This is a genomic window from Flavobacterium saccharophilum (assembly GCF_900142735.1).
GTDB classification, from domain to species: Bacteria; Bacteroidota; Bacteroidia; order Flavobacteriales; family Flavobacteriaceae; genus Flavobacterium; species Flavobacterium saccharophilum.
In genome coordinates this window covers 115,323-131,569 of sequence record NZ_FRBY01000003.1, presented here as the reverse complement: position 1 = coordinate 131,569, position 16,247 = coordinate 115,323, and the positions used below count along the sequence as shown (strand labels likewise).

Here is a 16,247-nt window from a genome sequence, read left to right as displayed (position 1 = left end):
TCCTGAGTAAGTATCGCTCCCGATAGTACAAGTGTTATTGACTTGAAAATCTCAATTTTACATTGTCGATTTCAATGTACTGTATTATGATACTTATTGCAAATACTAAATTAAGATTATATATAACTGAAGTAGTAACTCTACTTTATATACTGCTTTTTGTTTATGCTGCAGTAAGCAAATTATTAGATTTTGAGAATTTCCAGGTTCAGTTAGGGCAGTCGCCCCTCTTAAGCGCATTTGCTTCCTGGGTTTCATGGTTGGTTCCGATTGTTGAACTGCTAATAGTACTAATGCTTATCATTCCGACATCCCGCAAGAAAGGCTTGATAGCGTCATTAAGTTTGATGACAATGTTTACAGCTTATATATTTATCATACTGCATTACAGTTCTTTTGTTCCTTGTTCATGTGGCGGCATATTGGAAAAAATGAGCTGGAATGTGCATTTGATTTTTAATATTGTATTTATGATTCTTACCACGGTAGCGATCATTTTCAGTAATTCCCCGGATGGGCATGACAATAGTTCGAGCCTTCTTAAATCCGTCAAATGGATTTCTGCTACAGTTGTCTTGAGCGCCGGCACCGTTATAATTTTATTCCTGAGTTCGGAAGATATAATGCATCATGATAACCCATTCATAAGACGATATTCACAGCATCCGGTTGTGTTTATCTCTGCAAAAGATTTAAAATTTAATTCCTATTATCTTGCAGGCTCTTACAATAATAAGGTATTTCTTGGGAACTTTACTGATCCGCTGCATATTCTATCAGTTGATGCCGGCATTCAAAATTCAAAAAAGAACACTATTGTTTTTGATCCTCAAAAAATCCCTTTTAGGAGCGTAAAGATTTTAGTTAGGGGTCGGTATTTTTATCTGACGGACGGTTCAGTTCCGGCTATATTTAGAGGAAGGATATCTAACTGGAAAGTAACAAAAGAGCTCAAAGGTATTCCATATTTTACTCTAGTTTCGCCTGTTGACAGCTCCACAATAGCATTCAGGTCCAATAATGCGAAAAATGCGGCAAATGTTCTGGGAACTTTTAACGGTGAGAGTGATCCCAAAATAATTTACCACAGGGACCTGCTGCAGGCGCAGGGCGGCGGGATATTTGATACAGACGGGACTATACTTTTTAGTGAGGAATTAAAAAAAACTATCTACCTGTACTATTACCGCAATGAATTTATGGTTATCGATCGGAGGGGAAAATTAGTTTATAGAAGTCATACGATAGACACAATTACTCATGCCAAAATAAAAGTAGCATCGCTTAATAATGGAAAACAATTTGCCATGTCATCGCCGCCATTTAGTGTAAATGCACATGCCGCTGTCTGTAAAAATTTACTTTTTGTTCACTCCGAGGTAAAAGGAAAATTTGAAAATGACAAGTTATGGGAAAAATCCTTTATCATCGATGTATATGATTTGAATAGGAAATCCTATTTAATGAGTTTTCCAATATTCCATACTGAAAGCAACAAGCTTAATTCTTTTATGGTAACTCCTTCACATTTGTATGCGCTGATAGGCAATAACCTTGTGGTCTACGAGATACGGCCTGTCCTTAAAAAAGAAATGAAACTTAATTAAATTTCATATTTAAAATGAATAATATACTGATCAGTGTCAGGAAGAAGATCGAACACCTGTAAAAAAAAGTAGATCAAATAATAATTTAAAATTTAATACCATGAAAAAGTTATTTATTAGAAACATGGCACCTATTGCAGTTGCCGTGTTAGGAATTTCAGGAGCTTTTGTAACAACCTCTATGCAAAATGCAGCGAAAAGTGTTGCTCCGCCTAAGATTGGATATCTTGCAAATGCTCAGGGTAAATGTACAGACACACCAGTGAACTGTAGTGATACCCCTAGTACTTTCATTTGCCGACTTGGAGTTAGTTCAGGACCTGTGGCATATAACAAAGATGCACAAAATAATTGTGTACAACCATTGTATCGTCCATAAGATGCAAGTACTAAAGTTCAGATCAAAAGGGCAATGCAGTTCCATTTGGAGCTGCATTGTTTTTTTGATCCAATTAGTTTTACAACAGCATTAAAAGTCAAAAATCATGAAAAAATCATTAAAAAATATTCTGCCAATTACTATAATAGCCTTTGGAATTTCTGGAGCATTTATATCAACAGCTATGGAAAAAGGGACCGCAAAAATTACTGCTCTACCATTAATAGGCTACCCTGTCAGTCCGGATGGAAAGTGTACGGATATTGCGGTCAATTGTAATGATCTTGGGACAGCTCTTTGCCGGGTTTCAGGATTATCAGGACCTGTAGCATATCAAAAGGACGCCCAAAACAATTGCCTACAACCGTTATATCGCCCATAATGATGGAAATGTTTATTACTCTAAAAAAACCATACATTTCGAAATGGAACTGTATGGTTTTTCTCTGTTACTAATACAATTTATTTAGTGCCATCGTTAATCCAACTGATAGATTTGTCGTCTTTTAAATAATAGTCAAACCATTGCAAAATTCGCTGAGTAAGATTGCTTTGATTTAGCGGTTTCAAAATAAGATGTTCTTCATTAGGATAAAGTAACAATATGCTTTTTTTGCCTAATCTGCGAAGCGCTAGATAATACTCTAAACTTTGGTGTATATCAACTGTTTTATCTTGTTTGCCCGACCATAACAGAACCGGTGTACTGATTTTATCAACATGGATAATTGGGGAATTAGCATTATAAATTGATAAAGCTTCATAGGGTGTTTTATTCATATTCCATTGTACGCTTTGAAATCTCCACATATCGGGTCTCCCATCGAGCTGACTGACAGTATGATAAAAACTGTTTAAATCTGTAATGGCTCCACTGGCAATTGCAGCTGCAAACATTGGTGTTTGTGTAATAATAAATGAAGATTCATAGCCTCCGAAAGAATGTCCCATGAGCCCAATTTTCTCAGGATCAATTATTGCTTTTTCCACTATTTTTTTAGTTGCTGATATAACGCAGTCTGTTGCTGATAATCCCGGGCTTTGTTCTTCGAGTATAATATCAGGTAAAAAAACAAAATAGCCATTACAAGTAAAAACAGAAATATTAAAACCATTCTCATTGTACAGGCTTGGATTGTCATAGACATGAAGTTCATCTGACTGAATCTCATAAATATTTATAATCATTGGATATTTTTTTTCGGGATCATATCCAGCCGGATAGAATAGCGCACCTTTTAATTTCTGGCCTTTTGAGTTCTCATATTCAATTAATTCTGACCTGCCCCAAAAATATTTTTGTTGTTGAGGGTTGCTTTTAAAAAAAGTTTTTCCTTTAGAGGAAAACGGTTTTACAATAAGCAAAGGTGACTGGTCAAATTTTTGTTCACGGAAATAAAAGTTTATTTCATCTGAATTGTATTTTAATTCATCCACAAAGCTGTTAGCGAAAACAATTGGTACTTCACCAGTCTTATTTTTCCATTTAAAAAAACCGGTTTTTTCATCCTGCCCATTAGCCCGTAAGAATAAGTTTTTTTCCAAGTCAAAAGTTCTTGAATCTTGACCATGGAAAACAGTACTCCCTAATGAATTATAAGTATATGCGGCAATTCGGTATCGGATCTTCGCTTCTCTTCCCCGGGTCAGCCTTTTGAAGGAAGTTCCCTGTGGGGAAACAGCCCAAATATCGTACTGATCATATAACAGAATTTCTTTGTCATCATTGCTCCAGCCAGGACTTCCACAAACAGACTCCGGTGCTAGTGTACGCTCCTTACCTTTAAATTTAGCACCTATTTTTGCAGTGATGTTATTATGCGTACCTGTTTGAATATTATAGACCCACCAGTTATTTTCCTTGAAATAGGCGATATATTTTCCTGCAGCAGAAAGTATTAATTCCCCGTCCAAACTGGGCAGTTTCTGCAGAAAAAGTTTTATTTCTAAATTGCTAAGGTCCATTATGTAATAATCCTTTGAGCATTCAGAATTGAATTGTGGTTCATAGTCAGTCGGATTTGATAAGATGGCATATTTAAAATCTCTGGAGATTATAAAGTCAGGCAGCTTTTCAGAATTGACAGAAGTTAATGTGCCCAGATCCGGCTGCCATAGTGCAATTTTTGGAATTTTCTCAAAATCACCATTATGCATCTGTTCGGTGGAGATCCATTTATCATTAGCGTTCCATATTTCAACAGCTGATTCCTTTTTTATTTTTGCCGTAGCCTCTTTGTTTTGAATATAGAAAAAGACTTTGTGAGCGTCATCCGCGATTGTCAACCGGTAATAGTCATCATAGCGTATATTGGATTCAGCGGGGAAATTCGGCTGTGAGTGCGGATCAAGTTTATAAAGTTTATCATTTCCTTTCTTATAATAAAAAACTCCATTAATCTGAAAATCAGAGGAAGCGGTAAGAAAAGCCACCGAACGACCTTCTTTTTGCCAGGTAATGCCTTTAAACTGATTTTCCTGAGCCAATAAAAGAAGTTTGGAATTCGTTAGATTTTTAAGATCGATTATGTGTAATGCATTTATATTATGGGATAATGTCGCATAAGTTAATTGATGACCTTTTGGGCTGAGGGAAAATTGCGTTACAAAATTGATTTCCTGAGCTGTATTATCTTTAAGAGAACGAATAATGAGAGTGTTTTCTTTTGGGCCAGTTCCTATCAGGTAAATCAAATGGTTACTTTCCGGACAATAGGCATACTTTACCACCCCTGTAATAGTTTCCTGTTTTGTGCTTTTCAAATTCTCAATTAGAAGATCCTCGTCGTTTTGGCAGATAAAAAAGTTACTAGGTGTAAAAGTAGAATTATAACCTTTTGCAAAAGCAAATGTTCTATTATTTGAAATGTTTCGTACAAATAAAGTATCCATGCCATTTTCATAGGATAGATTATAGCTTGCCCATTTTCCATCAAATGAAATTTTATCCAGATGAACTTCTCCCCAAAGGTGGAAGTCAGCAGCAGTCAGTTGTTTTTTTTGCACCACCTGCCCCCAAGAGGGACAGGTTACTAATGGCAAAATAAAAAATAAAAATAAAACTATTGAACAAGACAACAAAGAGGACTTGAAGTCTTTACTATTATGTACATTAAAGATGGCAAACATAGCTGTTGATTTAATATCCCGGATTTTGAGGGCGAAGATTTGGATTTGTGCTTAATTCGGTCTGAGGAATTGGAAATAGTTTGTCAGTTGTATTCCATCCCGGTTTTAATCCATTTAATACCGCGTCAAGCTGCGCAAAGCGTTTAAGGTCAAAAAAGCGATGACCGCGTTCGGTAAACAGTTCCCATCTTCTTTCCTGTAGAATGGAATTGAGAATTTCTTCTTTGCTAATGGCATCTGTATCGTTTAGTGCTGCACGTTTCCTGATTTTATTCAGATCTTCTTTTGCCCCGATTAGGTCACCCTGCCGGGCTCTGGCCTCTGCGCGGATAAGATATAGTTCGCCCAAGCGCAAAACAACTGAGTATTCTTTTGAAACTGCTGTCGCGTTGTTCTCTTTATATTTATAGGGGTGGTACCAAACATTAGTTCCGTTCGAAACTGATTTTATCCATTTTGTTTTACGCAGATCATTATCTGAAAAAGAATTAACAAGGTTATAACTGAGAGAAACCTGAGGGGGAGGAACGGAAGTAAAAGTAAAAAATGATGCTTCGGCAGTATTTCTGCCGGATTCTCCGGATTGCAGCTGCCAGATTGTTTCTTTCGAATCTATAAGAAATACGGTATCAATATTTTCCAAAAGATATCTTTCCTCTTGATTGAGAACAGCCGATGCCAAGTTTGAGGCTTCGGGATAAGAATTATTGTAAAGATATGCTCTGGCCATTAATGCTTTTGCCGCGGATTGGTTTGGCCTCAATCTTTCGAGATTATCAGCAGCTGGCAGCATTAAAATTGCCTCCTCAAGATCAAGGATTATACTTTCGTAAATTTTAGACGACGGCATTCTGGTAACAACCCTATTTTTTTTGTAATCAGTTTGGGTGATGTAGGGAATGTCTCCAAAAATATTAACCAGATATAAATGCAGCAATGATCGAATAAAAAGTGCTTCTCCCTTTAACTGTTTTTTCTGTTCGGCAGAAAGACTGCTGCTTGTCTGTAAACCCTCAATTATGGCATTGGCGGCATATATTTGATTGTAAGCCGAATTCCAGTAGCCTGCCACCACTGTATTGGAAGGCAGAAGAGCATTGTTATAAAAAGGAATGCTCGTATTGCCGGGATTTTCATTACTGGTCAATTCGTCTGTGTAATTTCCCAATTGGTTTGAAATTCCATAACCTTCTCCTGAGAGTATTCCTGTATCGCGAATGTTGGCGTAAATATCAGTCAACGCTGCATCTGCTGTGGCATAGTCTTCAAATACAGCTGTACTGGTTAATTGTGATTTCGGGAGATCTACTTCTACAAATGAATCGCAGGATACGGTGGTAGCCGTAATGCAGAATAGAAGAACAAATTTTGTGGTATGATATATTGTTTTCATAATAACTTATTTAGAATGTTAATTGTATTCCTGCTGTTATAACTTTTAATGGAGGCAGGAAACCATAGCTTGTAAATTCGGGATCGCCGTCGTCGTATTTGGTAAAAGTCAAAAGATTCTGACCCTGCAGCATGATCTTACATTGCATTTCCTTTAAATGCAGAGGAACATTATAAGTAAGTGATATGTTTTTTAGACGTATAAATGAAGCGTCAGTTATCGAAGCGTCGCTTTCAGAATACAGGTAATCTGCTGTTAATGCATCACTGTTATACCCTGTTGTAGCTATTTGGTACGGTTTTACATCACCTTGCTGTGTCCAGCTGTCTGCTATTCTTGCCTGTTGATTTGACATCATTCCGGCAGGCCCCATTGGATAGGTTCTGTTTTTTTGCTTTACAAACTGAAATAGGAAATCAAGTGTAAGGTTTTCGTAGGAAAACTGATTTTGAAGCCCTCCGTAATACTTTGGATTTAAATCTGCTATAGTCTGTTGGTCGTCTGGAAAAGATATTTTGCCATCCTTGTTTAGATCTTCAAATTCGTAAACCCCAGTTTGGGAATTAACCCCTTTGTACTTATAAAGCAGTTCAATATTCAGCGGCTGGCCGATGCGGTACTGCTGATTGTAGGGAGAGCTTTCAAGTCCGGGAAAATGCAGAAGTTTATTTTTTGCGAAAGTCAGGTTCAAACTTGTAGTCCAGTTGAATGAACTGCCTTTAAAATTTAGTGTACGTAGTGTAAGTTCCAGTCCCGTATTTTCGACTGTCGCATCCAAATTAGACTGAAGCACCGTAAAGCCGGTTGTTCCGGGAAGAGGAACACCTACAAGCTGGTTCGAAGAACGATTCTGATACCATGCAGCTGTAGTGAAAATACGGTCCTGCAGAAAGCCGAGTTCCATGGCAACTTCCAATTTTTTATTGGTTTCCCATCCAAAATCAGGATTAAAGAGCCTTGATGGTCTAAGACCAACAGTGCCATTATAGAGAACACCTGATGTGGTATATGTATTTAAGAACTGATAATCGCCGATTTGATCATTTCCTGTGGTTCCATAACTTGCGCGGATTTTCCCAAAGGTAAACCACGAGTTGTCATGAAAGAAAGTTTCATTGGAGAAAAGCCAGGCTGCACCGATGGCACCGAAATTGGCAAATTGATTTCCCGGTCCGAAGCGGCTGGAGCCGTCTCGCCTTGCAGTAAGATTGACAATATAACGTTGCTGCCAGTTATAATTAAGCCTGCCAAAAAAAGCCTGATATTTGTATTGGGTTTCATCATTCAGCAGGATTCGGGTTATAGAAGCGGCCGATAAATCATAAATAAGGCTGTTGGAGCTAAAGCCGGTGGCAGTTTGGATATTTCTGTCAGTTGTTTGGTTTTGAAAAGTTGCACCGGCAAGAAAGTCTATTTTTCCACCCCATAGTTCTTTTTTCCAATTAATCTGCGGCTCTATTATCCACGAAGACCGGTCTGTCGAATTTAGAAATATAACGGAATTGGCCGGACTTACATTATAAGCGGGATTGTATATAGTTGAAGGAATCACGCGTGTTTCCTTATTGTTAAGATTAGTATATCCCAGATTGCTTTTAAGCACTAGCTCCGGGAGTAATTCATATGATAAAACCGTATTGGCAACAAGATCATTTGTTGCAGACTCGAATTTTGTATTGAGATTCCGAAGCGGGTTTTCCCACGTCCCGTTCTCCCAGTTTAGTTCTCCATTTGGCAGATAAAGCGCCGGCGCATTTGGAGGCAGGGCACGCGCATCATATGAGAAATCATACGAAGGCTGATCATTTTTTTGAGCATTAAGTCCTGCTGAAAAAGTTAATCTGAACTTTTGATCGTTGGAATGATGGTTAATATTAAGCTGTCCGCCGCCTTTTTTATAGAGAAAGTCGCCTACAAATACAGTCGATTCCGTATGATAACTTCCACTGAATAGAAACTGAGTGTTGTCGGATCCTCCAGAAATGCTTCCCTGAAGATCTGTAATTTGTGCAGTCCCTCCCAAGAGCTCTTTTTGCCAGTCTGTGTACCGGTTTTGATCCCAAGTTCCATTGATGTCATAATCCCAAAAATTGTACTCGGTTAGTCCGTCATTTATAAAAGCCTGTTTTCGCATGGCTAAATATTGATTAGTATCCATAAGTTTTAAAAACTTAGTAACTGTTCCAGTACCTGTTGAGGCGGTAATGCTAAATTTTGTTTTTCCAGCCTTTCCTTTTTTTGTTGTTATAAGCACAACTCCATTCGCGCCTCTTGAGCCGTATATGGATGTCGCATCGGCATCTTTTAGTATTTCAATGCTCTCTATAGAATCTGGATTGATGCTATTCAGCGGGCTAGTTACATTTGGAAATGTAGTACCGGTATAATTGGAGCCAATGGGGTCAGAGGCAAATGGCACACCGTCAATTATATAAAGTGGAGCATTGCCTTCGCTTCGAATACTGTTCTGACCCCTTATTTTAATGTCAAAACCTCCACCAGGCACACCGGTGTTTTGTATGATGTTCACGCCCGCCATTCGGCCCTGCATTGTGGCCAGCACATTGGTTACCGGCTGTGTTTCGATATCCTTGGAGGTAATTCTGGCAATGCTTCCTGTGCGTTCGCTTTCTTTGACAGAGTAATATCCAGCATTAACTTTTACTTCCTGAAGCGTGGTAGTATCATAGGAAAGTATGATATTAACAACCGAGCGTCCCTGAATGGGAACAAGCGCAGTTTTAAACCCCATGTAAGAGACTACAAGTGTATCAAATGGGGACGTAGAAAGCGAGAACTGACCGCTGTAGTCAGTAATTACTATATTGTTTTTTTTGTTTTTAATGGCAATGGTTACGCCAGGCAGGGGATTGGTGCCATCCGTGACAGTGCCTTGAACTTTATGTTGCTGAAAAAACGAAGTGTAGTTCCTATCGGAAGATTTGGCAAAAATTGATGAGAAAGAGAAGCTTAGCCAGATAAAAAATAGGCAATAAAGAGCTTTCCCATCCTTGTAAAATGAAAAATTATTCATAATATTGGGATTGGTTAGTTAAACGTTGGTTTGATTGGCTACGGTCCTCTATACAAGTTTTGTCGCTGGTAGAGGGCCATTTTTTATGCATCCAGTAAACGGCTTGATGGTCATAATTTAATTTCTGGTCTTTTTACAAATAGAAATAGTTTAAGATTAGACATTTCGATTAACGCGAGACTAATTAAAAAAGCAATTGCTAAGAATTAAAGATGAAAATATGAATAGAACGCCCTAAAAAGGAGGCGTGGGTTTAAACTCATCTTATCGTTTCAAAGGTACTTGGCATACCTACCCACAAATAAGTGAGCCCACGCCTTTAAGCGTGAGCAATCTACTTATCATCCTGCGGGTTTAAACTGCCAAGTTTTTTGAAACAGGATTCAAAGCGAAATGCTTCAAATATTTTATATGAAGAATCGCAAATTTACACTTCTTATCAGAAGTAATTGCGCAAATATACAAAATAATTATTGCAGTACCTTTAAGGGTACCAGTTATTTTCTTTTTTCCGATGAAATTTAACGTATGAATGAAATTGACTTTATTAAGGAAAGAGTAAAATTTGGGGAGCATATTTTACAGTTAAGACGAAAAATTAAAAGCTCTGAATATCAAAACCGTCACATTTCACAGCAGGAACTTGCTGATCGAAGTGACTACTTAAACAAAAAGACTATTGGACAGGTTGAACGAGGTGAAGTAAATGTTCAATTCGATACTTTATTAGCTATAGCACAGGTTTTAAACATCTCATTAAAAGAACTTTTAGACTATTAAATTAACTTTTTGTATACTAAAAACTTAGCATAAGATATAGAAAACAAATATCACTTAATTTCAAAAGTTCAATCCTGAAATAGATTATAGAGTAAAATAAACAAGCATAAAAATGTTACTTTTTAAATAAATTATAGTAAGGTCGATTATGCTACTATGAATTTGAAATAAGTAATCGTTAGATGGAATTATTTAATTGTAAGTCTAATGCCGTTACGAAAGGAATTTGTATAAAGTGCTCATGTACATACAATTCATGATCAATCTCATCTATATACTCTTTAATCGCTGCAGAATAATCTCCAAGTTTTGTTTTCTTTTTAAAAATTTTCTTTAAAACTGAATTTGTGAAACCCTGCGTTCGATCAAAATATCTGCTTTTAATATTATATAATTCATTCCATGTATTAACCTTATCTTGCTCACCACCTTTTAATGTAATTTTAATCTGTTTTTGAGATATTTTTGGATTTAAATTATTGACAAGAATATCTTGGATAATATTTGTAAAATCCTTCGACAAAGTTATTTCAATTTGTATATTAGTTGGATTAGCTTGATATGGATAAAATGCTTTCCTCTCCTGTCCTAATTTCCCTAGTACTGGATTGAAATCCCTTTTGTTATCTGAGTTGCATTTACCACATAGTGGAGATAGATTATTTAGATTTATACTTGCAAAGGGAAAATGAGCTTTTGAAAAAAAATGATCTAAATCTTCTCTATTTTTACTAAAAACTCCTTCAAATGGCATATACCCACAACAAGGACAATTAATGAAGTTATTTAAGGATTGAAGCTCCTTGTAATATTCCATTTTCGATATAGGTGAAAGTTTTTTATCAAGGAGATCTTTATATAAATTTTCAAAAAATGGCTTCATTTTTAACTTTACAACATTTGGTAATTTATCAAGCATAACAAGTTGTACGTCATTTTCGCATAATTTTTCAATTTGGTTTGTTTTTATAAAAGCATCCTTTATTTTCCTTTTACTAGCTACTGATAGTTTAGAACACAGGGTATAGATATCATCTATATCTCTTTTTAACCATTCATATTTAGTATAAAGTTTTTTAAAATCCGCCATTAAAAGACTTTCAGCTGTACATACTAAGGAAGCTTCACACCAAACATTACACACTAAATGCTCGATCCAGTTATGTAATTGATTTTTATAGATACTTGCCGGTTGCTTTATATTTTGCAGCATATTAAAATTTCAATTTGTTAAGTCTTAAAAGAGTTAGATCTTTCTCTAAAGAATCTCCTAAAGTGGAGATTGATTTTTTTGCATTAAGTACATCTATTTCTGATTTTATATTAGAAAATTCGATATTCTGTAATTTACTTTTAGAATAGTCTCCGATAGTTTGAGTATTTTTAAAGATTTCTTCAGTTATGATATCAATTGAAGTTCCAAATGTATTAAATTTAGCATTTTCAGGTTTCTTACCTTTTTCAAATATAATAACTTTGTCCGGCAAACAATCAGAAATAATGAAAGGAGAATGAGAAGTTATAATAATGTCTTTTGATAAAAAGTTTTCGCCACCCGCTTCTAAGGTTTTACGAAGAATATAAATAAACTTTGAGCGCCAATTCGGATTAAAATGTGTTTCAGGTTCATCCAAAAGTAGTAGTGTCCTCTTGTTTTTTAGCATTAAGCATATTCCCAGTGTGTGTAAAAACTGTTGTTCACCGTCTGATAGTTGTTTTAAAAGTAAACTTTTAATTTTTTCAGTTTTCATATCATATTGCTTAATAAAGTAATTCGAAAAATTAAAAAACCAGTTGTACTCGGGTTTTTTGTAGTCCGTATAGTAGCCTTTTGAATTATAAACTTCAACTTTTTCAGAATTTTTTTCAACTCTTTCATTTAATGCATGTAGCATTTGAAAAATGCTAAAAAAATCATAAGGGTTGTTTTTAAATTTCTGCCGTATTAACTTTTTTGTGCAATCGTTTATCCAAAAATCAAGTGAGGTAAAATCTTCATTTTTAAAAGTACATGTAGCGCAATCTTCAATTTTTTTTAATTGTTCGCTAATGTGATCTAGTATTCGACCTTTATAATTCTTTTTTTCCTTATCATTTAAATAGTATTCATCGTTAACAGTTTCCATTTCCAATTCTCCCTCATAATTGCTAACTGTTTTTTGCCACTTGTTATTTAAATTTATTGTAAATTGTTGAATCCCTTTAATTCCTAATTCCTCATCTAATGGAAATAAAACGCTTTTTTTACCATCAATTTCAAAATCAAAAAATAATAATATTGTCAATAATACAGCTTGACTCATTTCATAATCTATAAACAATAAACTGCTTTTCGGCTTATCATAAATACTATTTTTTACAAAATCTTGTAAGTACTGATCATATTGAAAAAGCTTTGTTTTTATAAAAGGTAAACTTAATGTTTCATTTTCACCAGATGAATATGCTACTACAAGATCAGGTAAAAAACTTTTACCATAATCTTTAGTGACTTCTATAGACTCAGCACTGTTTATAGACATTTTAGGTGCGAATCCTTGATTTTTTGAAATTTTTATATGTGATAAATCATCAATTATTACTGAATTCACATTAGATATTAGATATTCAATCTCATAGACATCAGGTGTGCTTTCATGTCTTAAAAACGCATATTTGGGAAAATTACTTGTACAGCATTCAAGGTGGTAAAAAATATTGGCTAAAGCTTCTAAAATATTTGACTTTCCCGATCCATTTTGTCCTGCTAAACAAAAGGGATGGAATTCGGCTAAATTACCATTATTATAATCATGGAAGTTTATTTCAAAGTCATCTTTTAAACCTCTAAAATTATCTTTGATTTTCAATTTTATTAATTTCATGATTTATGAAATTTGTATTTGTATTTTTTCGTTATTTTCACAAGTTTGTGAAATTTTACTTTCACCGCTTTCTAGTAAATCAAACAGGATTTCTTTTGCTCTATCATATTCATTTTTTAGCTGAAAATCTTGTGTTGTAATTTTTCCAAATAATTCCTGTTGCAGAAACATATCATTCAAATATTTATGCAACTCAGTTTTTTCTTTACTAGTATTTTTTAAAAATGCAATTTGGAGATAGGATTTAAAAAGCATTTCTAATGTTTCCAGATTCGCAACAAGTTTTAATTTCTGCTTTTCAACTACTTTTATTTTTTTTTCAAATTTGTTCTGTAAATCAATAGGAGGAATAAAAAGGAATTGTTTTTTTAATAAGGGCGGACTGAAATTACACTGGTTTCCAGAGGCCTTTGCATAATTGAATAGCATTTTTTTTCCATAGTGAGAATTTAAAAACGCATTTATAAAATATGGATTTGCGGATTTTTTCAACTTAATCCTAACTAGGTATCCAGCAAAATAAAATTTTTCATCTCTATCCCATATAGCGGTTTTCCCCACTAGTTCTCTACTATTAGTTCTATTAAAAAGTAAGTCTCCTTTTTTAAGCTCATAAACAGAAGATTCTTTTGAATTTAATTTAATCCATTTTAGATCTTTTAAATCTAGTTTGCCGTCATAAGTAATGTTATTCATTCTTAAAATAGGAAAATCAGTTTTTTCTCTTGTTAAAGATTTTGGCAAGCCATATTGAGTAGTCAAAATTGCATCATTAAAAGTTCCTTGTTTCCATTCTTTCTTATTTTCTCCAAACATATCTAAAAACACAGATTGAGTTATTTCGTCAACGATTCTAATTGTCTTTTTTCTTAGTTCTATTAATGATTGAATTTTGTCTAAACTATTAACAATCTTATTTTGGACTTCAATAGATGGTAAGAATATTTCGGTACCTTCAATATCGGTAGTGCTTATATTAGCTTGGGCTCCACCCTTTTCTTTACTCTTTATCGAATCTATTATTTGAAATAAATAATAATATAAATATTTTATATTGACATCATTATTTAATGGTCTAATTAGAGCTACTCTTTGATTTAATAATGATGCTTGAGGATTGTCATACAGAGCAAATTTTCCTAAAGTCGCGCCTGATAATGCTATTAATATATCATTTTGTTTTACTAAAAAACTTGAGTGATCATTCAAATAGGAGTTTGGCAAATAATCCATATTCGTAAATGATAAGTTAACAGAATTTTCAGTAATATTCTTTATTTTAATTAGAGGAATACCAGATTTAATAAAGTCATCACTTTTAAAAGCAAATCCATTTTTTACTAAAAAATGATCTTTAATTTTTATCATAAAATTTCTTTTAATTCTTCAAGTCCATCAACAATTTCTTTTTCGAAGTCTAGTAACTTATTTAATAAAATTTTCGGATCTTCAAATTCTTGATTTTCATAAACAAATGATTTATATTGGTTAAAGCTTAATTGAAAATTATTATTCTTGATATCATCTAAACTGACAAAAAAATGATCTTTCTTACGATCAAAGTCTGAGAGTTGTAATCTATCTTTAAATGCATTTACAACTTGTGGTAAAGGCTTTTGTTTAAGCTGCTTTCTGCTCACATCTAAGCTGTAACCGTCGTTAATCATTCCGTAAAACCAAATTTTTTCAGTATTAAATCCTGATTTTTTAGTTTTCTTCTTAGTAAATACTAGTATTGAAGTTTTAACTCCTGTGTAAGGCATAAATACGCCACTTGGTAAAGAAATTACGGCATCAAGAGAGCAAGTATTTAATAATAATTCTCTAATGCTAGTTGCTGCCCTAGCTGATCCAAATAAAACTCCTTCGGGAACTATAACTGCCGCTTGTCCATTAACTTTTAGCAATTGAATTATTCTTTCTAAAAATAAGATTTCTGATTGGATTATTTGTTTGGCTCTCTTTCCATCTTTATAAATTGGTTTGTAAATTTTGCTAGAAGTTGTCGCTTCCAAACTGTCAATTCTTCCAGTAAATGGTGGATTCGCTAAGATTTTTGAGTAAGTAGTACCTTTCTCAATTTCATCAAATTTCTCAGATATTGAGTCGATATGTTTAATCTTTGGCTCTTTTATGTTGTGCATCAAAAGATTCATCATTCCAAGGCGAATCATAGTAGTATCTATGTCGTAACCGAAAAAAGTATTCTTTGTTAGTTTTTCTTCCTTTTTTGATCCTTTGATAATTAAATTTCCAGAATTTCTCTTTGGAAAGCCATTTTCATCAATTTTTACTTCTTCATCTGAATTTTGGCTTATAATATATTGATATGCACCGACTAAGAAACCTGATGTTCCAGCTGTAACGTCACAAATTGTATCATCAATAGTTGGTTGCAATATTTCACACATTAATTGAATTATATGTCGCGGAGTTCTGAATTGACCGTTCTTTCCAGCTTCACTAGTTTGTTTTAATATTAGCTCATAAAAATCCCCTAATGTATCCTGAAAATATTGACCTTCCTCTCTTTCTTTATCAGCCTCAGCATATATTACATTTATTAATTCTATTGCCGCATTTAATAATGATAATTTTTCAATCCGAAATTCTGCACCTTCCATAGCTGCAGCAAAAGACTCCTGTTGTGAGTACAAGTTTTTAATATAATTGAAGACTTCTTTCATATACGTAGGTAAGTCTGCTTTATATTTTTGCTCTGAAGTGTAAATACTCCATTTATATTTTTTTTCTTTAACAAGTCCTACATCCTCTGCTCTTTTCATAAAAAGTAGATATGATATTTGTTCTAAAGCTGTTAAAGGGTTTGCCATTCCTCCTGACCAGAATAAATCCCACAACTGATTGATTTTATTTTTTATTTCTTGATTAAGCATTTAATTTTCTTTATTTTATTGTATTTTAAACTATTGATAAAGCAGTCTAACATCAATTTAGTTTTTCACGAATTTTATTTTTTTTATCAAAATTTCTCGCAACTTAATGTATAATTTCCAACGAATAATTTACTTTAAATCGTTACTTGCAAATCGTATTATAT

General features: G+C 34.1%; 11 protein-coding genes. 4 read left to right on the top strand and 7 right to left on the bottom strand.

Translation table 11 applies throughout. The annotated features are described in order from the left end of the window. Positions 1 to 86: 86 nt before the first annotated feature. The 3 genes from BUA98_RS10530 (at position 87) to BUA98_RS10520 (ending at position 2,368) form a co-directional block, all read left to right on the top strand. A complete protein-coding gene (locus BUA98_RS10530; protein WP_072972199.1) occupies positions 87 to 1,607 on the top strand; it encodes a MauE/DoxX family redox-associated membrane protein in 1,521 nt (506 codons plus the stop codon). Positions 1,608 to 1,731: 124 nt separating this feature from the next. Next, positions 1,732 to 1,986 (top strand): hypothetical protein, encoded by a 255-nt coding sequence (locus tag BUA98_RS10525; RefSeq protein ID WP_072972196.1) that lies wholly within the window; start codon positions 1,732 to 1,734, stop codon positions 1,984 to 1,986. Positions 1,987 to 2,092: 106 nt separating this feature from the next. Continuing rightward, positions 2,093 to 2,368 (top strand): DUF6520 family protein, encoded by a 276-nt coding sequence (locus BUA98_RS10520; RefSeq protein ID WP_072972192.1) that lies wholly within the window; start codon positions 2,093 to 2,095, stop codon positions 2,366 to 2,368. Positions 2,369 to 2,448: 80 nt separating this feature from the next. Here BUA98_RS10520 and BUA98_RS10515 read toward each other — a convergent pair whose 3' ends face one another. From BUA98_RS10515 to BUA98_RS10505, 3 genes are read right to left on the bottom strand one after another with little or no spacing between them, the layout of a single operon-like run. Then, entirely contained in the window at positions 2,449 to 5,115 is a 2,667-nt protein-coding gene (locus tag BUA98_RS10515) for a S9 family peptidase (protein WP_086065251.1), read from the bottom strand. 10 nt (positions 5,116 to 5,125) lie between these two features. Then, positions 5,126 to 6,508 carry a RagB/SusD family nutrient uptake outer membrane protein gene (locus BUA98_RS10510; protein WP_072972187.1) on the bottom strand — a complete coding sequence of 461 codons (1,383 nt, stop codon included), beginning with the start codon at positions 6,506 to 6,508 and terminating at the stop codon, positions 5,126 to 5,128. A gap of 10 nt (positions 6,509 to 6,518) precedes the next feature. Then, entirely contained in the window at positions 6,519 to 9,542 is a 3,024-nt protein-coding gene (locus BUA98_RS10505; RefSeq protein WP_072972184.1) for a SusC/RagA family TonB-linked outer membrane protein, read from the bottom strand. A gap of 528 nt (positions 9,543 to 10,070) precedes the next feature. On the opposite strand from BUA98_RS10505, the gene BUA98_RS10500 reads away from it, so the two are divergent. Then, positions 10,071 to 10,322, top strand: a complete 252-nt coding sequence (locus BUA98_RS10500) for a helix-turn-helix domain-containing protein (protein WP_072972180.1) — start codon at positions 10,071 to 10,073, stop codon at positions 10,320 to 10,322. Between the two features lie 178 nt (positions 10,323 to 10,500). Here the strand turns inward: BUA98_RS10500 and BUA98_RS10495 are convergent, their stop codons facing one another. Genes BUA98_RS10495 through BUA98_RS10480 form a run of 4 tightly spaced genes read right to left on the bottom strand, consistent with a single transcriptional unit; the run spans position 10,501 to position 16,083 of the window. Further along, positions 10,501 to 11,535: a hypothetical protein gene (locus BUA98_RS10495; protein ID WP_072972177.1), complete on the bottom strand. Its 1,035-nt coding sequence runs from the start codon at positions 11,533 to 11,535 to the stop codon at positions 10,501 to 10,503. 1 nt (position 11,536) lies between these two features. Beyond that, positions 11,537 to 13,186: a restriction system-associated AAA family ATPase gene (locus BUA98_RS10490; protein WP_072972174.1), complete on the bottom strand. Its 1,650-nt coding sequence runs from the start codon at positions 13,184 to 13,186 to the stop codon at positions 11,537 to 11,539. A gap of 3 nt (positions 13,187 to 13,189) precedes the next feature. After that, positions 13,190 to 14,554 (bottom strand): restriction endonuclease subunit S, encoded by a 1,365-nt coding sequence (locus tag BUA98_RS10485; RefSeq protein ID WP_072972171.1) that lies wholly within the window; start codon positions 14,552 to 14,554, stop codon positions 13,190 to 13,192. Further along, positions 14,551 to 16,083, bottom strand: a complete 1,533-nt coding sequence (locus BUA98_RS10480; protein ID WP_072972167.1) for a class I SAM-dependent DNA methyltransferase — start codon at positions 16,081 to 16,083, stop codon at positions 14,551 to 14,553. The genes BUA98_RS10485 and BUA98_RS10480 overlap by 4 nt, the downstream gene beginning before the upstream one ends. Between the last annotated feature and the right edge of the window lie 164 nt (positions 16,084 to 16,247).

What these genes read in the sequence shown, in the direction of transcription:
- BUA98_RS10490 (WP_072972174.1), bottom strand. Translation starts at nt 13,186, where the DNA reads ATGAAATTAATAAAATTGAAAATCAAAGATAATTTTAGAGGTTTAAAA.
- BUA98_RS10505 (WP_072972184.1), bottom strand. Translation starts at nt 9,542, where the DNA reads ATGAATAATTTTTCATTTTACAAGGATGGGAAAGCTCTTTATTGCCTA.
- BUA98_RS10520 (WP_072972192.1), top strand. Translation starts at nt 2,093, where the DNA reads ATGAAAAAATCATTAAAAAATATTCTGCCAATTACTATAATAGCCTTT.
- BUA98_RS10530 (WP_072972199.1), top strand. Translation starts at nt 87, where the DNA reads ATGATACTTATTGCAAATACTAAATTAAGATTATATATAACTGAAGTA.
- BUA98_RS10485 (WP_072972171.1), bottom strand. Translation starts at nt 14,554, where the DNA reads ATGATAAAAATTAAAGATCATTTTTTAGTAAAAAATGGATTTGCTTTT.
- BUA98_RS10480 (WP_072972167.1), bottom strand. Translation starts at nt 16,083, where the DNA reads ATGCTTAATCAAGAAATAAAAAATAAAATCAATCAGTTGTGGGATTTA.
- BUA98_RS10510 (WP_072972187.1), bottom strand. Translation starts at nt 6,508, where the DNA reads ATGAAAACAATATATCATACCACAAAATTTGTTCTTCTATTCTGCATT.
- BUA98_RS10515 (WP_086065251.1), bottom strand. Translation starts at nt 5,115, where the DNA reads ATGTTTGCCATCTTTAATGTACATAATAGTAAAGACTTCAAGTCCTCT.
- BUA98_RS10495 (WP_072972177.1), bottom strand. Translation starts at nt 11,535, where the DNA reads ATGCTGCAAAATATAAAGCAACCGGCAAGTATCTATAAAAATCAATTA.
- BUA98_RS10525 (WP_072972196.1), top strand. Translation starts at nt 1,732, where the DNA reads ATGGCACCTATTGCAGTTGCCGTGTTAGGAATTTCAGGAGCTTTTGTA.
- BUA98_RS10500 (WP_072972180.1), top strand. Translation starts at nt 10,071, where the DNA reads ATGAATGAAATTGACTTTATTAAGGAAAGAGTAAAATTTGGGGAGCAT.